General features: G+C 40.0%; 19 protein-coding genes and 1 pseudogene. 11 read left to right on the forward strand and 9 right to left on the reverse strand.

Features of this window, described 5'->3' with window-relative positions; all coding sequences use genetic code 11:
• The first annotated feature begins 48 nt into the window (after nucleotides 1-48).
• The gene (locus NQT65_RS16495; protein WP_138685051.1) at nucleotides 49-447 is read left to right on the forward strand and encodes a hypothetical protein; all 399 of its coding nucleotides are present in this window, start codon (nucleotides 49-51) and stop codon (nucleotides 445-447) included.
• Between the two features lie 16 nt (nucleotides 448-463).
• Here the strand turns inward: NQT65_RS16495 and NQT65_RS16500 are convergent, their stop codons facing one another.
• The gene (locus tag NQT65_RS16500; protein WP_024033980.1) at nucleotides 464-1,219 is read right to left on the reverse strand and encodes a LytR/AlgR family response regulator transcription factor; all 756 of its coding nucleotides are present in this window, start codon (nucleotides 1,217-1,219) and stop codon (nucleotides 464-466) included.
• Nucleotides 1,220-1,461: 242 nt separating this feature from the next.
• Between NQT65_RS16500 and NQT65_RS16505 the strand changes: the two genes are divergently transcribed.
• Nucleotides 1,462-4,404 carry a TonB-dependent receptor domain-containing protein gene (locus NQT65_RS16505; RefSeq protein ID WP_256851582.1) on the forward strand — a complete coding sequence of 981 codons (2,943 nt, stop codon included), beginning with the start codon at nucleotides 1,462-1,464 and terminating at the stop codon, nucleotides 4,402-4,404.
• Nucleotides 4,405-4,686: 282 nt separating this feature from the next.
• Here NQT65_RS16505 and NQT65_RS16510 read toward each other — a convergent pair whose 3' ends face one another.
• The gene (locus tag NQT65_RS16510; RefSeq protein WP_096042489.1) at nucleotides 4,687-5,160 is read right to left on the reverse strand and encodes a Dps family protein; all 474 of its coding nucleotides are present in this window, start codon (nucleotides 5,158-5,160) and stop codon (nucleotides 4,687-4,689) included.
• A 346-nt stretch (nucleotides 5,161-5,506) separates the two neighbouring features.
• Here NQT65_RS16510 and NQT65_RS16515 point away from each other — a divergent pair, with 346 nt between their 5' ends.
• Entirely contained in the window at nucleotides 5,507-5,716 is a 210-nt protein-coding gene (locus tag NQT65_RS16515) for a hypothetical protein (protein WP_024033977.1), read from the forward strand.
• Here NQT65_RS16515 and NQT65_RS16520 read toward each other — a convergent pair.
• Both NQT65_RS16520 and NQT65_RS16525 read right to left on the reverse strand, forming a co-directional pair.
• Nucleotides 5,713-6,318: a PGAP1-like alpha/beta domain-containing protein gene (locus NQT65_RS16520; RefSeq protein WP_004585990.1), complete on the reverse strand. Its 606-nt coding sequence runs from the start codon at nucleotides 6,316-6,318 to the stop codon at nucleotides 5,713-5,715. The two genes, NQT65_RS16515 and NQT65_RS16520, sit on opposite strands and share 4 nt — an antisense overlap.
• Before the next feature lie 17 nt (nucleotides 6,319-6,335).
• A complete protein-coding gene (locus NQT65_RS16525) occupies nucleotides 6,336-6,872 on the reverse strand; it encodes a YaeQ family protein (RefSeq protein ID WP_024033976.1) in 537 nt (178 codons plus the stop codon).
• Between the two features lie 304 nt (nucleotides 6,873-7,176).
• Here NQT65_RS16525 and NQT65_RS16530 point away from each other — a divergent pair, with 304 nt between their 5' ends.
• Nucleotides 7,177-8,382, forward strand: a complete 1,206-nt coding sequence (locus tag NQT65_RS16530) for a tyrosine-type recombinase/integrase (RefSeq protein ID WP_256851583.1) — start codon at nucleotides 7,177-7,179, stop codon at nucleotides 8,380-8,382.
• A gap of 6 nt (nucleotides 8,383-8,388) precedes the next feature.
• On the opposite strand, the gene NQT65_RS16535 is transcribed toward NQT65_RS16530, so the two are convergent.
• Nucleotides 8,389-9,237, reverse strand: a complete 849-nt coding sequence (locus tag NQT65_RS16535) for a hypothetical protein (RefSeq protein WP_256851584.1) — start codon at nucleotides 9,235-9,237, stop codon at nucleotides 8,389-8,391.
• A gap of 511 nt (nucleotides 9,238-9,748) precedes the next feature.
• Here NQT65_RS16535 and NQT65_RS16540 point away from each other — a divergent pair.
• Nucleotides 9,749-10,405: an inovirus Gp2 family protein gene (locus tag NQT65_RS16540; protein ID WP_256851585.1), complete on the forward strand. Its 657-nt coding sequence runs from the start codon at nucleotides 9,749-9,751 to the stop codon at nucleotides 10,403-10,405.
• 191 nt (nucleotides 10,406-10,596) lie between these two features.
• Here the strand turns inward: NQT65_RS16540 and NQT65_RS16545 are convergent, their stop codons facing one another.
• From NQT65_RS16545 to radC, 4 genes are read right to left on the reverse strand one after another with little or no spacing between them, the layout of a single operon-like run.
• The gene (locus tag NQT65_RS16545) at nucleotides 10,597-10,836 is read right to left on the reverse strand and encodes a hypothetical protein (RefSeq protein WP_039488705.1); all 240 of its coding nucleotides are present in this window, start codon (nucleotides 10,834-10,836) and stop codon (nucleotides 10,597-10,599) included.
• Between the two features lie 53 nt (nucleotides 10,837-10,889).
• Nucleotides 10,890-11,450, reverse strand: coding sequence for a tyrosine-type recombinase/integrase (locus NQT65_RS16550; RefSeq protein ID WP_256851586.1), 561 nt, complete (start codon nucleotides 11,448-11,450; stop codon nucleotides 10,890-10,892).
• 12 nt (nucleotides 11,451-11,462) lie between these two features.
• Nucleotides 11,463-11,882: a DUF2787 domain-containing protein gene (locus tag NQT65_RS16555; protein WP_256851587.1), complete on the reverse strand. Its 420-nt coding sequence runs from the start codon at nucleotides 11,880-11,882 to the stop codon at nucleotides 11,463-11,465.
• Between the two features lie 12 nt (nucleotides 11,883-11,894).
• Nucleotides 11,895-12,368: a RadC family protein gene (gene radC / locus NQT65_RS16560; RefSeq protein ID WP_024595466.1), complete on the reverse strand. Its 474-nt coding sequence runs from the start codon at nucleotides 12,366-12,368 to the stop codon at nucleotides 11,895-11,897.
• Between the two features lie 124 nt (nucleotides 12,369-12,492).
• On the opposite strand from radC, the gene NQT65_RS16565 reads away from it, so the two are divergent.
• The 6 genes and pseudogenes from NQT65_RS16565 to NQT65_RS16595 all read left to right on the forward strand — a co-directional run bounded on the left by NQT65_RS16565 (nucleotide 12,493) and on the right by NQT65_RS16595 (nucleotide 20,906).
• Nucleotides 12,493-12,675 carry an AlpA family transcriptional regulator gene (locus tag NQT65_RS16565; protein ID WP_024595467.1) on the forward strand — a complete coding sequence of 61 codons (183 nt, stop codon included), beginning with the start codon at nucleotides 12,493-12,495 and terminating at the stop codon, nucleotides 12,673-12,675.
• 165 nt (nucleotides 12,676-12,840) lie between these two features.
• A pseudogene (locus tag NQT65_RS16575) lies at nucleotides 12,841-14,407 on the forward strand (type I restriction-modification system subunit M).
• Nucleotides 14,404-15,624 carry a restriction endonuclease subunit S gene (locus tag NQT65_RS16580; protein WP_256851590.1) on the forward strand — a complete coding sequence of 407 codons (1,221 nt, stop codon included), beginning with the start codon at nucleotides 14,404-14,406 and terminating at the stop codon, nucleotides 15,622-15,624. The pseudogene NQT65_RS16575 and the gene NQT65_RS16580 overlap by 4 nt, the downstream one beginning before the upstream one ends.
• Nucleotides 15,624-16,754: an AAA family ATPase gene (locus NQT65_RS16585; protein ID WP_256851591.1), complete on the forward strand. Its 1,131-nt coding sequence runs from the start codon at nucleotides 15,624-15,626 to the stop codon at nucleotides 16,752-16,754. Before NQT65_RS16580 ends, NQT65_RS16585 begins: the two co-directional genes overlap by 1 nt.
• Complete coding sequence (locus NQT65_RS16590; protein ID WP_256851592.1) at nucleotides 16,747-17,796, forward strand: virulence RhuM family protein; 1,050 nt, start codon at nucleotides 16,747-16,749, stop codon at nucleotides 17,794-17,796. The genes NQT65_RS16585 and NQT65_RS16590 overlap by 8 nt, the downstream gene beginning before the upstream one ends.
• Nucleotides 17,793-20,906 carry an HsdR family type I site-specific deoxyribonuclease gene (locus tag NQT65_RS16595; protein ID WP_256851593.1) on the forward strand — a complete coding sequence of 1,038 codons (3,114 nt, stop codon included), beginning with the start codon at nucleotides 17,793-17,795 and terminating at the stop codon, nucleotides 20,904-20,906. The genes NQT65_RS16590 and NQT65_RS16595 overlap by 4 nt, the downstream gene beginning before the upstream one ends.
• Nucleotides 20,907-21,040 lie beyond the last annotated feature (134 nt).

Consider the following 21,040-nt stretch of genomic DNA (forward strand, 5'->3'; position numbering starts at 1 on the left):
CAAAATGTATTAAGCTTTAATGAAGCACTGATATATAAAAGGTTATTTATGTTTGGAGCACATGGAGAGTTTTATATTTGCTCTCAGCCACCCACCATGTATTTAAAGCTAATGGGTAGTTTTAATAATGAAGGAATTACTTTACTAACTAATGGCGTGGTGAACGAATTAAGTATGCACCCCAAAGGCGCACTAAAATGTGTTGTGGTTAATTTAGAAGAATTTGAGTTAATAACTGTAGATAGCATGGACTCGTTAGAGGCGTACTTTGCCAGCGTAAAAGAGCGTGGCTACGAACGCGTAGATTACTTATATGCAAACATTATTGCTAAAAATATGTTCGAGAAGGTCTGGAACAACAGCGATATTGAAGTTAACTTTTATAAAGACTCAGAAAGTTACCTACATCAACACCCAGACGATGAATACATTAAAACCTACTGGTAAATAGAATTACAAGCCCCTATGCTACGGGGCTTATAATGCTCTCTAGGCAGTTTTTGTACCTTCTTGATAAATTTAACGAGATATTGTTTTTAAGCTTCACTTTATAGTCGCCGCTGTCTGTTGGCATAAGCTCTTTTATGGCATGTTTTCTAACTAGCGTGGAGCGGTGAATACGTATAAAACCTTCAGGCTCTAGCTGTTGCTCAATGTTTTTCATGGTTTCACGGTGTAAAACGGGGGCGCTGTTACCATTAAAGTGCAGCTCTACATAATTACCCGCACCATTTATCCATACAATATCGTTAATATCTATTAAACGTACCTTACCTACATCTTTAACAACAATATGTGCAGCAATGGGTTGCTCGTTTTCAGATGCGGCTTTAAACAAGCGCTCGGCTTGTGTGGCTAATGGGCATAAATGAATAAGCTTATCGAAGCATTTTTCAAGCCTTGAAGCGGTTGCATCGACGGTTAAAAAATCGACTGCGCCGACTTCAAACGCAAAATTAGCAAATTCAGCCGACCTAGCAATCACCACCACTTTCATTGTTTTAGCCAATTCAGTTAGGTGCACTATTTGAGTAGGATCATTTAAATTAGATAATTCGTAAAAAAGCACATTAAAACGAGAGGTATCTATTTGATCTAAACGCTGCTCGGGCAGTTGCGTTTGCGAATCAAAGTGACGGTGAGCTTGCACCTGCTGAGTTAAGAATGTTGCAAATTTGCTCGTGCTAACTCTAATTAGTGCATGAAAGTAAGTAATCATAAAAAAATCCATCTCTAGAGTGTGTAGTTATAAAGACCGTGTATTTAATAAAAAATGTTAAAAAAAATTTAATCTAATTTATAACAATCTGGGATAAGTACCTTCATCCCATATATCCTGCTGTTTGTACCTGACTAAATGCCTATTAAATAATGCGCATAGTGTCTTAAAATTATTCCACTTAATGTTGAAATGTTTGTAACCAACCAGTTACAAAAATAACATTTCAGGGACATTATAGTATGAAAAAAATAAATAACTTAGATAGTCGTACATTTAAAAAATCTTCATTGTCTTTAGCACTTAGTGCGACAGTGCTTGCTGGCTTTTCTTTTCAAGGTATAGCCGCAGAAGAAGACGAACTAGAAAAAATAGAACGCGTGCAAGTAACGGGTTCTCGTATTCGTTCAGCCGAGGCGATGTCATCTGCACCTATACAGGTTGTAAGTGGCGAGGCAATTGATGCATCGGGTTCTTTAAACATTCAAAACCTACTGCTAGAAAACCCAGCATTTGGTTCTCCAGCTATTAGCCGTACTAACTCTAACTTTTCAACGGCAAGCGCGGGTGTAGCTACTGTTGATTTGCGTAACTTAGGTTCAAACCGTACTTTAGTACTTGTGAATGGGCGCCGTTATGTATCGGGTGTACCTGGTAGCTCGGCAGTTGATTTAAATACCATTCCTAGTCAATTTATTGAGCGCGTGGAAATTATGACCGGTGGCGCATCATCAGTATATGGCTCTGATGCGGTGGCAGGTGTAGTTAACTTTGTACTAAAAGATGACTTTGAAGGCGTAGAGTTTGAAGGCCAATACGGCGAATCAAGCGAAGGCGATGATGAATCGCGCCAGTTTTCTTTTACCTCGGGTTTAACTACGGGTGATGGCAAAGGTCAAGCCATGTTCCACTTAGGCTACTCAGACCAAGGAGCTGTGTTTTCACGCGATCGTGAGCGCTCTGCAGTAGACCAATTTTCAGGTATTTATTTTGAAGACGATCCGGCGGCAAATCCGGGTTCTATTTTTGAAGCCGTTAATCCGTTTTTCTCATCATTTCCGCCACAAGGGCGTTTTGATGCAGGCGATACACGCTTTACTTACGATCCAAACAACAACTTACAAGACTCGTTTAGCACCAATGGCGGTGACGGTATAGATGCCAACGGCTTTAACCGAAGCGGCGTACGTACCATTGCTATACCAACAGAGCGTTACTTATTTGCCTCAAATGGTAGTTACGAGCTAACAGATAAACACAGCTTCTTTTTTGAAGGGACGTACGCATCTAGTACCACTATTTCAGAGTTAGAGCCTTTTCCGTTTGCCTCAGATGACATTTATGCCAATGGCCGCGTGCCAATTGAGTTTGACGTAAATGGCGAAATGCTCAGAAATGCCTTTGTGCCAGATGATATCTACAATGCAGCAACAGACACCGACGGTGATGGTGCTAGAGATATCTTTTTTGCAAAACGTTTAAGTGACGTAGGTAACCGTGGTGCCCGTGCAGAGCGTGATACATTCCGCTTAGCTGTGGGCTTTCAGGGTGAGATTAACGACAGCTGGTTTTACGATACCTACTATGTGTACGGTAAAACGAAAGAGTCGCAAGTATCAGGTGGCTTAGTAAATGTACAAAGCTTTCGCCAAGGTTTAGAGGCGGTAATTGATAGCCAAGATTTAGATGCGGATGGCATTACCGATGAAGCGATTTGTATTGATGCAACAGCGCGTGGCTTTAATTGTGCGCCAGTAAACATTTACGGATTTAATTCACTATCGCAAGGTGCAATTGATTTTGTAAGTGCGCCAAGTACGCTTTCTACGTCGGTCGAGCAAGAAATTATTGGCGGTAATGTCTCAGGTGATTTATTTGAGCTGCCTGCGGGTATGGTAGGTATTGCGGCTGGTTTTGAATACCGCGAAGAGTTTTCTCGCAGTGAATTTGATGCCCTACAGCAAGCGGGCTTAAATGCCGGTAATGCAATTCCTGCAACCGAAGGTTCTTTTGATGTAACTGAATACTATGTTGAGGCTAACATTCCTGTGCTGGATGCGGTAACAATGAACGCCGCAGTCCGTTTATCTGACTACTCAACAGTAGGTAATACAGAAAGTTGGAACGTAGGTGTTGATTGGGAAGTGATGGATAGCTTACGCCTTCGTGCTACCCGTGCTCGTTCTACACGTGCGCCTAATATTGATGAGTTATTTTCACCGCCTTCGCAAACATTCCCAAGTGGTTTAAACGATCCATGTATAGGTGTTACAAACAGTGGCGGTGGCGCTGTAGGTGATGCGTGTCGTGCCGATGCGGGTGTTACAAATAATATTGCATCAAACGGTGAGTTTACCCTTAACCAGTCTGATTTACAGGGTATTAGTGGTTTTAACCGTGGTAACCCAGACTTAAAAGAAGAAGTGGGCGACTCTGTGACTGTGGGTGTGGTATTTACCCCAGAGGAGCTAATTTCGGGCCTTGACGTTACCCTTGATTACTTTGATATAGAAATCACAGATGCGATTGTATCTACACCGCGCCAATTTATTTTAGACCAATGTTATGGCGGTGGTGATGATAGCTTCTGTAGCTTTATAACTCGTCGTAGCGGCCCTTCTGGTAATAATAGCGCAGGTTCACTTGAGTTTATTGACAGTGGTGTATCAAATAGTGGTGGTTTAGGAACTGAAGGTGTTGATTTAACACTAACTTACTCTGCCGATATTGGCCCAGGCGCATTTAGAACTCGCCTTGCATACACTTACTTGATTGACGGTTACACTATTCCGTTACCGGGTGCGGATAAAGATGAGTTTGCTGGTGAAATTGGCGCATCTGAGCACAAAGCTAACTGGAACTTAGGCTATAAGCTTGATGACTTTGATTTTAACTGGAGCATGACCTACATAGGGGCTGCTGACTTTGATGATCAATTCTTAAGTGGCTTTGGTATTCCAGCTGGCGGCGTGGGTATTGGCTCAGTAACCTACCATGATGTACAAGCAAGCTATCATATAAGTGACGCGGTAGAGCTATACGCTGGCGCTAACAACCTATTTGATAAAGAGCCTCCGCGTATACTTTCAGGTGTTAGTGGCTCAAGCACAGGTACTGAAACCGACGCAGGTACGTATGACCCAATCGGGCAAACCTTCTATATTGGTTTTAGAAGTAAATTTTAAGCAGTTAATACTGCACAATTGTCGTTTTTCCAGCTTCACTTAATTAAGGAACTGGTATTAACAAAAGCCCCAGCCGTTGCTGGGGCTTTTTAATGCAAGCGCGAAAAGGGTGGGCTAGTTTGCTTTAAAATTATTTATGCTCCGCTTAAACCAAAAACAACGCCACTGGTAACAGTGGCGTTGTTTAGTCAATAGGGGGCGCTAATATAGTATCCGAATCGCAAAGAAATTTACGATTCTCCCTATTTGTAGCCCTCCCCTTTTGAGGGCTTATTTTTTAGCTTAGTCTAAGTACGCTTTTAACATCCATACTAGTTTTTCTTGCTCTGAAATATAATCACCCATTAATGACGCTGTACCTTCATCATCTGCATCACCTGCTTGAGTTAGTATTTCACGTTGCATTTTAATTAGAGTGCTGTAGCCAGCTAATAGGTTTTCTACAGCTGCGGTACCATCGCTAATGTTTTTAGCTTCTTTAATTTCACTTACTTCTAAGTAATCAGAAAACGCATGAAGTGGCGCGCCATCTAACGTTAAAATACGTTCAGCAATTTCATCTACTTTTTCAAGCAGAAGATTGTAAATCTCTTCAAATTTAATGTGTAATTCAAAAAAGTTACGGCCTTTAATATTCCAATGAAAACCGCGCGCATTCATGTATTGAATTTGGTAGCTGCTCAATAATGTATTGAGTGACTTAACAATATCTTCGCTTTTTGCGCTGTTTAAACCAATTGCATTTACCTGTGACATACCTTGCTCCTTGATGAACCGTTTATTTATGAACTGATGATCATTATTGCTCAGTGCTATTAATTAGTAAAATTGTTTAAACCAGTCAATGCAATAGGTTTTAACTATTAATAACGTGCAGCGCAATAAATCACTCATACAATATAGATGGGTTGAATTTATTAAAATTCTACCCCTTAACAATAAAATAAAGACAAAACATGGATAAATTATGATCTAAAACAAGTTTTCTACAAGGTTGAATATTGGCTATTTGATGTATTGATCTAAATCAGTAAATGCTTATGGCTGTAGCGCATAATTCACTCAAGCAAAATAAATATCTTAAATTTATTGGAGAGCGATTATGGATGCAAAAACAGTAAAACAAAATAAAGCAGAGTTAATAGTGGTAGGTATAGCCGTTATAGCATTTGTATTGGGGCTGGTGGCGCATTTAGCAGGCGCAAGTTTTGCCAATGCCGACACGTTTGGCTACATTGCCGCGCCCATGCCACTTATTTTGGGGGTGATATTTTTAATCAGTTATAAAATAGCTGAGGCGGGGGAAGACTAGGCTGCTTCGTTAAGGCACTTAATAATGTATTCAAGCACTTGGCGAGAGTAAATCATACTGGTATGGCTTAAATGAAACACTTTATGCTCAGCCATGCCTTTAAGCTTGGTTTCGTCTAGTAAAACGGTGCCATCGGACTGACTGCCTTTGACAATTAACGGCATTAACCCAATGGGCAAATCGCCAGCAATACTGTAAAGCTTGGCCTTAAACGGCCAGTTACCATTTTTAGTGAGTAAAAACTCGACGCTGTTTTTTAAAAAGGTTTCAAACCCTTTTTGCTTCATCTTTTGCGCTATGTGGCTGCCTTGATGGGGTGTGCCAAGCGTAATCACTTTAGTGACATGGTGACTCGCTGGCGTGCCTGCCTCTAAGTAGGCGCGGGCAATTAATCCGCCCATAGAGTGACATACTAATGCAGAGGGCTCATCACCAATAAACTCATCAATTTGTTTAAATATGGTGCTTAAGTTAGGGTCGAGCGTATTGTAAGTGAGATTCAGTACTTTAACTCCAGACTGTTCAAGACGAGAGCAGAGCGGGCGCATAACAAAGCCCGACATATAAAGGCCGTGTAATACAATAACGTGGTTTATTTTCATACGCCCTTACCTACAATTTACATTAACTGTTGTGGTTTTATTTCGATATTAGCCGTATCAGAACTGACCCACACATCACCATCTTGAACGGTAATGGTAAGTTTTATATTGCGGTCAGCTAAATCTGCAAGTGCCTGAGTAGCGGCGTAATCAAGGCTAAAAATACTTAAGTTTTTAAAATCGTACAATTTAGGTTGATGTTTTTGCCACCAAATAGCTTGGTTGTTTTCGCCATAGGTATAAAGCACCACTTTTTTAGCTTTATTGCAGGCTTTTTTAAGACGCTTTTCATCTGGCAAGCCCAGCTCAATCCACAGCTCTATCTCTTCACTGTAGTTTACATGCCAAAGCTCAGGTTCATCGTCGGCACTTAAGCCTTTGGTAAATTCTAAGCCATCACAACTATTTAGCGCATAGGCTAATAAGCGAATCATCAAGCGTTGCTCGGTTTCAGAGGGATGCTGTGCCAACGTTAAATTAAAATCTTGGTACACGTGGCGGTCCATATCGCTTAACGATAATTGCGCTTTAATAATGGTAGATTTAAGAGCCATAATATCTAATCTAAAAAAATTTGCGCCAGTATAGCGCAATTAAATGAATTGCCAGTTAAAATAGCGTCAAATTATATGTTAGGAGTTAAAAATGGCTATCCAGTGGTTCCCTGGGCGCTTGTATTAACTTCCGCGCCGCTCCGTAGAGATAATAAAATCCCATTTAAAACATAGTTTTGACCTGTTTTTATTCCGTATTTGTCCAGTCTAATCTTGTTGCTTCTACTATTTTTAGTACCCACGTTAGTACCCATGAGATTGTATTTTATATATACTAGTCTTAATCATCATTGTGGAGCTTATTATGGCTAGGCCTGTAGTACGTCTAACGGATAAAAAGATAAAATCAATTACTAGTACAGGCAAAGAGCAAACGCTTTCTGACGGTGGCGGTCTTCAACTGCGTGTTTTACCTAGCGGTACTAAATCTTGGCAATTTAAGTTTAAAGATCCAATAAGTGATAAATTTAATAAATTACCCCTTGGGCTTTATCCAGCACTATCGCTTGCTAACGCAAGGACTAAAGCTATTGAGTATCAAGAACTATTAGCGCAAGGTATTAATCCAAAGGCATATGAACTAGCTAAAAAACAGGCAGAGAGCCGTAAAGCTGCGAATACTTTTTTAGCTGCCGCAGAACTTTGGTTTGAACGAAAAAAGCCAACTGTTACGCCTCATCACGCAGCTAGGGAGTGGCGAACACTTGAGATGTATATTTTCCCAAAGTTGCAAGACACACCTTTAGAAAGCATTACAGCGATTGATACTATTGAAATTCTCAGGCCACTTGAGACTGACGGTAAACACTCCACAATCAAACGTATTTGCCAAAGCTTAAACCAGATCATGGATTACTCAGTAAATCATGGCTTTATCAATGCCAATCCACTAGCAAAAATCATAAAAGTATTTACTAAAAATACAGTAGAGCATATGGCAACGATTAGACCTGAAGAGCTACCTGATTTTTTAACCGCTCTGAATGGCTCGCAAACCATCCAGAACAAAACAAAGCTTTTAATTTTGTGGCAACTGCATACTATTACTCGCTCAAAAGAAGCCGCAGGTGCTAAGTGGGCCGATATTAATGTTGAAGATGCTGTATGGATGATTCCAGCTGAAGAAATGAAACGCAGAAGAGCGCACCGAGTACCTTTAACGTCTGCTACTTTGGCAATACTTGAGCAAATGAAACCACTCAGCGGTCACCATGAATATGTATTCCCGAGTGAGCGTAATGAAAAGAGCCATGCAAGTACCTATACGGTGAATGCAGCGATTAAACGTAGCTTGGGTTACAAAGATAAACTGGTAGCACATGGCTTGCGCTCAGTTGCTTCTACAGCGCTTCATGAAAAAGGTTACGATAGCCTTTTAGTTGAAGCCTGCTTAGCTCATGCAGATGAAAATGAAACAAGAGCGGCATATAACCGCTCAGACTATTTAGAACAACGTAGGTCTATTATGCGCTGGTGGAGTGACTTTATTGAGCAAGCCAATTTAAAGTAATAAAACCTAATCAAGCATTGCTTCGACTATTTCATTGAGGGCTTTCTTTTCAGAGACGCTATGTTCCTTCATGTATTTTAACAAAAGCTTGTGGTTATTCTTTGTTAGTATGCTTAGCGATTGCGATTTTGTTCTAATTTCTCTTTGTTTAAAAGCATTCGTTAATTTGGAAACAAGCTCTTTTTTTGTTGGAGTTTTCTCTTGAGATTTAGTTACAATTGGGTCAAGGTCACCTATAAAATCTTTATTTAGTGTATTTGCATTGTGGTGGAGCAAATCCCAATTAGCTATGATAGCGATTATACTATGAAATAAATCTTCATTAGACAAAGGTTTTAAAAAATTTAAGCTCGTGAGTTTATCTGTCAAATAACCCCAAACCCATATGCAATCATCATCAGCTTTATCTGTGAGCCACTCTAAACTTGGCTTGCTTGTAAGGAATTGGTGATAGGAGTGTTTCATGTTTTTTATATAATTGCGCTTGCATTGCTTTGTTGTTTTAAATGAGTCGAATTTTTCAACTAACAAAGGATATATCTCTTCAAAAGTATAAACAGCCTCTTTAGCTAGCGGGTTTTCTGGCTTGTAATAAACTTCTTTTATTGGATTTTGGTGAATGTAAACCCAAGCCCAAAAAAGCTGTTGCTTATTCTTCTCTGAAATCCAAGATAAATCAGATTCTTCAATTGTTATATCTTCATAACAAGAGAGTATGCGGGTCATCTCATCTACTGCGCTTGGAAAAACAGACATCAACTCCATTGAATCCAAATAAGCACAGTGTTCTTTTATAATTGTAAAGGCTTCAAACTTATTTTTTGGCTGTTTGTGCCGACTTGGAGTATCTTCCATAATCTTCTTTACTGACCACATTAAAGCTCTCTGATCAGAACTCAATAAGTTTAGAATCGGTGTCCAGTGTTCCCTTAAATCATCCATTGAATTTCAATATGTATTATTCATTTATTAATTTGACTATCAGTCTATCATACATATTTTACCTGTCATATAGCTCCTGTTTTTTGTCATTCACTCATTTTAAAAGCGTCATTTTCATTTGTTTTTAGTGTCAACTATATATATTTAATATGTCATAAATGCATATAATTATTTTTTATTTGTAACAGAAAATCAAGGCTTTACTTGTTATAACTTCAGAGTAACTTTAAATCTGCAAAGCAGTTGCTCAGTAATGTGTTAATGAAATTAACCATCTAAAATAAAGCTGGTTTTTTTAGTGGGAATTTCGGTTTGGTAATATTAATTAGATTTACTAGTAACGAAGTAATTATCACAACAAATACAATTTAAAAAATACTATTCATCCACCTGATATGAACTCATACTTTTCAGGATAAAGAAGATGAATAATCAAAAACAATACTCAGTAACTACTATCCCTACTTACAAGCAATATCAAACACTCGCTAGAGACAATCAGCCCTTAGTTATTCCCTACTTAGATGCTATTGAGAAAGTCATGCTTGCTGCATGTGCTGAGCATAAAAGAACGTTTGCTGTGAGAGTTGATTTAAGGTTACCTGCTCATTCAAATACAATTGATTTAGATAGCAATAAAGTTATTAAACGATTCATTGCTTCTCTTGAGGCGCAGATTAAAGCTGATACAAAACGTAAAGCTCGTGAAGGTAGAACACCACACCCTTGCAATGTTAGGTATATTTGGGCAAGAGAACAGAGCACAGCTCATCATCAACATTACCATTGTGTACTGTTTTTTAATAAAGACCGCTATCACTGTACGGGTAAAATAAATGCAGAGAGTGATAACCTGTTTACTCGAACAGTTAAGGCCTGGGCGAGTGCGTTGAGCTTACCGTTGGATGAAACGATGCAATTAGTTCATTTACCTAATAATGCACATTACTACCTCGGCGCTAATAGCTCTGATTTCACTCAAGACTTTCATGCTCTGTTTTATCGACTGAGTTACCTCGCAAAGCTCAATACTAAGCAATATGGTTCAGGGCAGCGTTGTTTTGGCTATAGTCAGAGGTAATACTTTTAATAAAGACCTGTGCTTCCCATTATTCGTTTTAACTAGCTTTTGGGAACTTCAAGTAGCTAAATAAGCTTAACCCCTTAGTATATAAGGGATGGCAAGTTCCCAAAATACCATTATGAGAACCTAAAAAATAAATGGTGTTATCACACTTTAAAAGAGTGCTCATATTGAGCACTCGTATTTAACTAATCAAACAAACTAGCAATGCCAGCAACTAATCCACCAGCTACCGCCAAAGGGATTGTAACAGGCGCAGAGGCAACGCCTGCACCAATTACTATTGCGCCAGATGTAAGCGCTCCAGCGGCTGCACCGGAGCCTATAGCCACAGCTGTTCTGCTTACGCTAGCATCAATACTGCCAGTTATCTGTTTAGATAGCTCATTACCAACCAAGCCGCACGAAACAGCTTTATCTAAAGACATAATACCTTCCTTTTAGTTAAGTAAAACCAGCGCCAGAATGACGCTACTAAGGGTTATAGCTCTAGTTCTTCAAAGTCTTTGTCTATTTCCTCCTGTGTTATGCCTATATAACGAAGTGTGGTTGCTTCGGAGCTATGGCGAAGCATTTTCATTACTCGGGCGATGTCGTGGGTTTTCTGATACAAGTGATAACCGCGTGTTTTACGCATTGAGTGAGTACCTAAATGAATATTTAGTTCTTCACCAACTAGCGCAAATGCTTTTGTAACCGCTCTACGTGATAGCGGTTTAGGCTTTGAGTTAATCGCTTGTTGATTTCGGTATGATTGAAATAAGTAGATGTGGAGTGGATGAGTCAGTTTAATTTCGTTGATTAAGGTAAGCGCTTTATCATTTAACTTTATTTCAGCTAATTTCGAGGTCTTTGACTCGTAAATAATCAACCTATCGTTGTTTATGTCAGTGAACTTCACTGCAAGTAAGTCAGATATTCTAAGCGCGAGATTTAAGCCAATATTCCATATTTGGCTCATTTGTCTTGAACAACGCTTTTCTAGTAAATAACTAACAAGCCTTACTGTATCAAGATTTTTAACTGCTTGTACTTCAGCCATAAAAACCCCCCTTTATTCAGTTGTAACCGTAACCTGATAACAACCTGTGTTGTAGTACTCAACAAAGTTTGAAATGAACAAGGCTAATAGCTCTTTACCTTCCTTAGCGTTCAACCAACCAGCTAAAAAGTGATAAACTTGCTTAATGCTAAAGCACACATCAATTTCTTTTATCAGTTCAGGGGCATGACGGCCCTGATACGAAAAGTCAGTAATATAAATAAGCTGCCAGCTGGTGGCCTGCTTTTCTAACCTAACTTCTACTGGGTGAAAGCCGCCAGCTTCAGGGCTGTAGTCTGGATCTCTAAAGTTAAGTGTAACCGCCTTAGAACCGCCTAAAGAATCACCTCTATTGGTAACTGCACTCACAATCACATCAATAAAAGAGTCAGGCACTTTTAAGCCTGCTACTTGCTCTATTTTTAACGCCATATTTAACTCCTTTTAAATTAATCCATGCTCAGCAAATGAATACGTGCTTTCACCAATGATGATGTGATCAAGCACAGATACATCAATTAGGTTAAGTGCCTGTTGAAGTTTGGTAGTAATAAGTTTGTCTGCTTGAGATGGGGTGGTAACGCCCGAAGGGTGGTTATGCGCCAGGATAACGGATGCTGCATTAAGCTCTAACACTTCTTTAACGACTTCTCTAGGGTAAACACTAGCTGCATTAATAGTGCCTCTAAATAGCTCTTTAAACTCCAGTATGCGGTTTTGGCTATCTAAAAACAGTACGGCAAATACCTCATGCTCATGTATCGCGAGTTTATGCTTTAAGTATTCTTCGCAATCATTAGGGCTATTTAAAACGCCATCACGAAACTGCTTCTTAGCGATTATGTATGCAGCGGCTTCTAGTATCTGCTCATCATTTACTGGGTGTTTAAATTCATATAACGACTGTTGACCTTGCATTGTAAATTCCTCTTAAGTGGTTCATGCAAGTTAGTAATGTATATGTGTAAGTTTTTTGTTTGAGGGCATAAAAAAATACTAACCCCGGAAAGGTTATGTACTAATAACCAACCGGAGAAATTCCATGCGTTTAATCAAATTAAAAGAAGTAATCGAAAAAACATCACTAGGCCGTTCAACAATTTATGAGTTTATGACTAAAGGCACATTTCCAAAGCAAGTATCGTTAGGTGCCAAATCTGTAGCCTGGCTTGAGTCAGAAGTGGATGATTGGATAATGGAAAGAATTGGTGAAAGGGAAGTGTAAAGACAATAAAACTATTTATAAACTGAAGCAGCAGATTGATTATATAGAATTTGTGGTAGTATTATTTGAATGAAAAGTAAGTCAGATAAAGCTCGTATTGGCTTTATCTGACTTACTAAAATATGCGGCTTAATATTAAATAACGTACTTTACGGGAATAAAGAAATGACAAGTAATCAACAACGTGCTGAGCTTCAACGACAAATATGGGCTATTGCTAACGATGTGCGAGGTTCAGTAGATGGTTGGGACTTCAAGCAGTACGTGTTGGGTACTTTGTTCTATCGTTTTATCAGTGAGAACTTTGTTGGTTACATCACAGGCGGTGATGAAAGTGTTAATTATGCTGCCATGGACGATGATGATGAAAACATTCTAGCTGCAAAAGATGATGCAGTCCGTACGAAAGGATATTTTATCCTTCCAAGCCAGTTGTTTAGCAATGTGGCGGCTAATGCGCATAAGAACGAAAATTTAAATACGGATTTGGCGGCTATTTTTGCTGCAATCGAAAACTCAGCCAATGGCTATGATTCAGAAAAAGACATAAAAGGCTTGTTTGCGGATTTTGATACCACCAGTAATCGCTTAGGTAATACGGTAGAAGCAAAAAAACAAACACCTAGCAGCTGTGTTAAAAGGCGTGGCTGGCTTAAATATCACTCAATTTGAAGACAACGAAAACGACCTGTTTGGTGATGCTTACGAGTTCCTGATTTCAAACTATGCTGCCAATGCGGGTAAATCCGGTGGCGAATTTTTCACGCCTCAGCATGTTTCAAAACTCATCGCGCAGCTGGCCATGCACGGCCAAACCAGTGTGAATAAAATCTATGACCCTGCGGCGGGTTCGGGCTCGTTGCTTTTACAAGCCAAAAAGCACTTTGATGCGCATATCATTGAAGATGGTTTTTTTGGTCAAGAGCTGAACCACACCACCTACAACTTGGCGCGTATGAACATGTTTTTGCACAACATTAACTACGACAAGTTTAATATTCAGTTGGGTGATACTTTAACTGAACCACATTTTTTAGATGACAAGCCCTTTGATGCGATTGTCTCTAACCCGCCTTATTCGGTGAAATGGATTGGTAGCGACGACCCAACCTTAATTAACGATGACCGCTTTGCGCCCGCTGGCGTATTAGCGCCTAAATCAAAAGCCGACTTTGCTTTTGTGTTGCATGCGCTCAGTTACCTATCAAGCAAAGGTCGTGCAGCTATTGTTTGCTTCCCCGGTATTTTTTACCGTGGTGGAGCAGAGCAAAAAATTCGCCAGTACTTGGTTGATAACAACTATGTTGAAACCGTGATTTCACTGGCACCTAACCTGTTCTTTGGCACCACCATTGCGGTGAATATTTTAGTGCTTTCTAAACACAAAACCGACACCACCACCCAGTTTATCGATGCCAGCGGCGAGGCTTACTTTAAAAAGGAAACCAATACCAACGTTATCACCAATCAGCACATTGAAGACATCATGAATGTGTTTGCCAGCAAAAAGAATGTGGAGCACTTTGCTAAAACTGTAGATTTAGATGTTATCGCAGGCAATGGCTACAACCTGTCGGTAAGCAGTTATGTAGAAGCGAAAGATAATCGCGTCGTCACAAACATTACTGAACTCAATCGGGATTTAAAAACAACAGTCGCCAAAATCGATTCGCTTCGCAGTGATATTGACGCCATTGTGGCGGAAATTGAAGGTGAGGAGATTGAAGCATGAGTCAGTTGAGCTACATAGAGAAACTCTTGGATGGGGTTGAGGTTGATTGGAAAGCTCTAGAAAAAGTCGCTGACATTTACGACTCTCTCCATAAAACACCTCAGTATACTGAAACTGGGTTAAATATGATTAGAGTTACAGATATTAAAGGTGGGTATGTTAATTTAGAGCAAACTTTAAAAGTTAATGACGAAGTATTTGCTGATTTCACGAAAAAGTATTTACCTATTAAGGATGATTTAGTAATGTCTAGAGTAGGTTCTTATGGGAACGTAGGAATTATTCCTGCTGATAACATAGCTTGTATGGGGCAAAATACGGTAGTTATCCACCCTTTAATAAACAGTAAATTTATATTCTATATCTTAGGCTCTAATATTGGGCAAAACTTTATCGAGCGCAATGTTGGAGGTGGAAATCAAAAGACTCTTAGTTTAAAGTCTATTAAAGCAATCCCAGTCCCCATCCCATGCCCAGACAATCCAGAGAAATCTCTAGCAATACAAGCTGAAATAGTGCGCATTCTGGACGTATTTACCGCTATGACCGCCGAGCTGACCGCCGAGCTTAACATGCGGGAAAAACAATACAACTACTACCGCGACCAGTTGTTGAGTTTTGAAGATGGTGAAGTTGAGTGGAAGGCGCTGGGGGAAGTATTCAATATTTTCGCAGGTGGAGATAAACCAAAAGACGCTTTTTCAAAGGAAGAATCCGATGAATTTAACGTGCCAATTCTATCTAATGGAATAGGCTTAAAATCTTTGTATGGTTGGACAAACTTACCAAAAATAACTGAACCAAGCTTAACGGTTTCAGCTCGAGGGACTATTGGATGGACAAGTTATCGTGATCGACCATTTTTCCCGATTATCCGATTACTTGTTTTAACACCGAAAATTGGTGTGGATACAAAGTACGCTTATTACTATATGAAAACTATTGAAAATAATTATCCCGTGCCGCCAGCAGGGATACCTCAGTTAACAAAACCCATGATAAAGAATGTTCAATTTCCGATTCCCTATCCAAACGACCCTGAAAGATCGCAGGCAGAGCAAGCGCGCATTGTCGCTATCCTCGATAAATTCGACGCTCTAACTAACTCAATCACCGAAGGTCTCCCCCGCGAAATCGAGCTACGTCAAAAGCAATACGAGTATTATCGTGACCTGTTATTGAGCTTCCCGAAATCTCATTCAGATGAGGCAGCTTAATGAGTAAAACGCTAACGGAAATAGCAAGGTTGTTGCAAGCGTCCGACAAAAAGGTGCAGTTGATCTATGCCTTTAACGGCACAGGTAAAACGCGTTTGTCGCGTGAATTTAAAGAGATCATTGCGCCGAAAGACGATGGGCAAGATGCGCTTATTGATGCAGAGCAAGCGCCTCTGTCACGCCACAAGATTTTATATTACAACGCGTTTACAGAAGACTTGTTTTACTGGGATAACGACTTAGATGCAGATGTAGAACCTAAGTTAAAAATCCAACCCAATACGTTTATCGATTGGATATTAAAAGTACAAGGTCAAGAGGCTAACATCACCAGGTTGTTTCAGCGTTATAGCAACGAGAAGTTGACGCCTCATTTTAATGAAGACTTTACTCAAGTAACTTTTTCATTTGAGCGAGGAAATGCTGAAAGGGCACAGCATGTAAAGATATCTAAGGGCGAAGAAAGTAACTTTGTCTGGAGTATTTTTCATGGGCTTCTAGAGCAAGTTGTTAGGGTCATGAATAACCCTGATGAAGAGGATGATGAGAGCTTCAATCAGCTAGAATATGTGTTCATTGATGACCCCGTCAGCTCATTAGATGAAAACCATTTAATTGAACTTGCAGTTAATTTGGCGGAACTAATCAAGTTAAGCAAATCTGAGAAGCTTAAATTTATCATATCGACACATAATCCACTATTTTACAATGTGTTACACAATGAGCTTAATGCGAAAATTTGTTACTTATTGCAACGATTTGAAGATGGGACCTTTGATCTAAAAGAAAAAAAAGGTGGCGCGAATACCAGTTTTTCATATCACTTGTATATCAAGCAATTGATTGAACAAGCTATTACGAACAATGAAATACAGCGTTTCCACTTCAATTTGCTGCGCAACCTTTATGAGAAAGTCGCAGCATTTTTGGGGTACGCAGATTGGACTGCGCTATTACCCGAAAGCCGCGAGCTATACGCCAAACGAGTGATGCACTTTTATAGTCATCGTTCATTATCAAACGAAGAAGTTGCAGAACCTACCGAACCTGAGAAGCAGATTGTTAAGTTTCTACTTGAACATTTATTAAATAACTATGGTTTCAAACTGCAAGGAGAAGCCAATGCCTAACATCAGCCTACAAGATCAAACCTCTGAATTTTTACTTTATACCGCGCCTAACGGTGATGTGAAAGTAGAAGTATTACTCAGTGGCGAAACCATTTGGCTGACCCAAAAGCGTATTGCTGAATTATTTGGTGTGGGTGTTCCTGCTATTTCTAAGCATTTGAAAAACATTTTTGAAAGTGGTGAATTACAAGAGGAACTGGTTATTTCCATTTTGGAAAATACCACTGCACATGGCGCTATTGCTGACAAAACTCAAACTAAACCGGTGAAATACTACAACCTAGATGCGGTGATTTCAGTTGGTTATCGGGTTAATTCAGCGCAAGCCACCCAGTTTAGGATTTGGGCAACACAGTTGATTAAAGACTACATCATCAAAGGCTTTGCCATGGATGATGAGCGACTTAAAAATGGTCGTTTCTTTGGTAAAGATTATTTTAAAGAGTTACTGGATCGCGTTCGCTCTATTCGTACCAGTGAGCGACGTATTTATCAGCAAATCACTGACATTTTTGCAGAATGTAGTATTGATTACGATGCAAAGTCAGAAACTACGCGTCTGTTTTATGCTCATGTACAAGACAAGTTTCACTTTGCGATTACCGGCCATACTGCGGCTGAAATTATTGCACTTAAAGCTGACGCTAATAAGCCATTAATGGGCATGAGCACTTATAAAAATGCACCTGAAGGTAGAATACTCAAATCAGACACTACGGTTGCGAAAAACTATCTGGCAGAAGATGAAATTAAAAAGTTAGAGCGCGCAGTTTCAGCATTTTTTGATTACATAGAAGGTATTATTGAACGCCGTAATACTTTTACCATGGAAGCCTTCGCTGAAAGTGTGAATAAGTTTTTAGCCTTTAATGAGTACCAAGTGTTAGAAGGCTATGGCAATGTAACCCGCAAAGCGGCTGAGCAAAAAGCCCATGAAGCTTATGAGAAATTTAACAAACAACAAAAAATAGAGTCAGACTTTGACCGCGAAGTTAAAAAGCTACTTGGGCATGGAAGTAATAAAAAGGATGTAAACGAATGACGACTTATAAAACGGTGGCAGAATCCAATAATTTTATTGTTTTAGATAAATACACTAAAGACTGGAAAGTAGCAGAAAACTTTCAGAGCGAAGGTGATTTAGAGCGTGAGCTGATTCAGGATCTAAGCAATCAGGGCTATGAGTATTTACCCGCGCTAACGACACCCGATGCCATGTTGGCGAATGTGCGCAAGCAGCTACAAGCCCTTAATAAGGTCGAGTTTACCGATGCCGAGTGGGCTCGCTTTTGTGAGCAATACCTGAACACACCCAGCGACAATATTCTTGATAAAACTCGCAAAGTGCACAGTGACTATATCTTCGATTTTGTGTTTGATGATGGCCATATAGAAAACATCTACCTGTTCGACAAGAAAGCCATTGCTCGTAACAAAGTGCAGGTGATTAAGCAGTTTGAGCAAATGGGAAGCCATGCCAACCGTTACGATGTGACGATTTTGGTCAATGGTTTGCCTTTGGTGCAAATTGAACTGAAAAAACGTGGTGTGGCTATCCGTGAGGCGTTTAACCAAATACATCGCTACAGTAAAGAAAGCTTTAATGCAGAGAACTCGTTGTACAGGTTCTTGCAGCTTTTTGTGATCTCTAATGGCACCGACACGCGCTATTTTGCCAATACCACCAAGCGCGACAAAAACAGCTTCGATTTTACGATGAACTGGGCGAAATCAGACAATACGCTGATTAAGGATTTAAAAGACTTTACCGCCACTTTTTTCCAGAAAGAGACCTTGCTTGAAGTGATCTTGCGTTACTCGGTATTTGACGTCAGCAATACCTTACTCGTGATGCGCCCTTACCAAATTGCGGCTACTGAGCGCATTTTATGGAAGATAAAGAGCGCGTTTAACGCTAAGAATTGGAGCAACACCGAGAGCGGTGGGTACATTTGGCACACCACAGGTTCAGGAAAAACACTCACTAGCTTTAAAGCGGCACGTTTGGCCACCGATTTAGACTGTATCGATAAAGTCTTTTTTGTGGTGGACCGAAAAGACCTCGACTATCAGACGATGAAAGAGTATCAGCGCTTCTCACCTGATAGTGTGAACGGTTCAGACAGTACCGCAGGGCTTAAGAGTAACCTGGATAAAGACGATAACAAGATTGTCGTCACCACAATCCAAAAGCTCAACAACTTAATCAAAAGCGAAAGCGATTTAGCTATCTACAACAAGCAGGTTGTCTTTATTTTTGATGAGTGTCATCGAAGCCAGTTCGGTGAAGCGCAGAAAAATCTGAAGAAGAAATTCAAAAAGTACTACCAGTTTGGTTTTACCGGTACGCCAATTTTCCCTGAAAACGCCTTGGGTGCTGAAACCACGGGCAGCGTGTTTGGCCAGCAGTTGCACACTTATGTGATCACTGATGCCATTCGTGATGAAAAAGTACTCAAGTTCAAAGTGGACTATAACGATGTTCGTCCGCAATTTAAGAGCATTGAGACTGAGCAGGATGAAAAGAAGCTCAGTGCCGCTGAGAATAAGAAAGCCTTCTTACATCCAATGCGCATTCGTGAAATCTCGCAGTATATTCTGAACCATTTTAACCAAAAAACGCATCGAGCCTATTCTGGTGCAAAAGGGTTTAACTCCTTGTTTGCGGTAAGCAGTGTTGATGCAGCGAAAGCGTACTATGAAACCTTCAAAACATTGCAGACCGATGCCGAAAATGGACCCACTAGTAAGCCTCTGCGCATTGCGACCATCTTCTCGTTTGCTGCCAATGAAGAGCAGGACGCCATTGGTGATATTTTAGATGAGAGCTTTGAAGTTAGCGCCATGAATAGTAGCGCGAAAGAGTTTTTGAGCGCCGCGATTAACGATTACAACACAATGTTTAAATCTAACTATGGCGTAGACAGTAATGGCTTTCAGAACTACTACCGTGACCTTGCCCAGCGAGTTAAGAATAAAGAAATAGATCTGCTTATCGTGGTCGGTATGTTTTTAACGGGCTTTGATGCGCCTACGCTCAATACCTTATTTGTTGACAAGAATTTGCGCTATCACGGTTTGATGCAGGCGTTTTCTCGCACTAACCGCATTTATGATGCGACTAAGACCTTTGGCAATATTGTTACCTTCCGTGATTTGGAACAGGCAACCATTGATGCCATCACTTTGTTTGGTGACAAAAACACCAAAAACGTGGTGCTGGAGAAGAGCTACAAAGAATACATGGAAGGCTTCTACGATATTGTTAACAAACAAGAGCGTCGAGGTTTTGTTGATATCGTAAAAGAGCTGCAAGAACGCTTTCCTAACCCAGAAAATATTGAAAAAGAACAAGATAAAAAAGAATTTGCCAAGCTATTTGGTGAATACTTAAAAGCAGAAAATATTTTACAAAACTACGATGAATTTGCTGGATTAAAAGCGCTGCAAAGCTTAGATACCAGTGATGAACAAGCTGTTGAAGAGTTCAAGTCAAAGTACTATCTGGATGATGCTGACATCGAGGCAATGCAAACTATCGATATGCCAAGTGAGCGTGCTATTCAAGATTATCGCTCTACCTACAACGATACCCGCGACTGGTTGCGACGCAATAAAGAAGGTCAGGACAAAGATAAGTCAACGGTAGACTGGGACGATGTGGTCTTTGAAATTGATTTGCTTAAATCTCAGGAAATAAACCTCGATTACATTCTTGAGCTTATTTTTGATCACAATAAGAAGAACAAGAGCAAAGAAGGCTTGATTGAAGAAGTTCGTCGTATGATCCGCGGTAGCCTTGGCAATAGAGCGAAAGAAAGCTTGGTGGTTGATTTTATTAACCAGACAAACCTAGATAAGATCAATGACAAAGCCAGCATTATCGACGCTTTCTTCAAATTCGCCCAGGCGGAGCAGAAGCGCGAAGCCGATGCCATTATTGCCTCTGAGAAGCTCAATATCGATGCTGCCAAACGCTATATTGCGTCATCACTCAAACGTGAGTACGCCTCTGAAAATGGCACTGCACTTAATGATGCGCTGCCCAAACTTAGCCCATTGAACCCACAGTACCGGACCCAGAAGCAAACGGTTTTTCAGAAAATTGCCGCTTTTGTTGAGAAGTTTAAAGGTGTTGGTGGGCAGATATAAAAATCACGATCTATTTAAGTGCTGTTCACTTGAGAGATAATTTAGATTCTACAGAATCTACTCTCTTGGTGAGTAGCACTTTAGTGATACTAAGTAAGAAATTATCGTTTTTAAGTTCAACTTTATTAGATTAG

The organism is Pseudoalteromonas agarivorans, from assembly GCF_024518735.1.
GTDB lineage: Bacteria > Pseudomonadota > Gammaproteobacteria > Enterobacterales > Alteromonadaceae > Pseudoalteromonas > Pseudoalteromonas atlantica.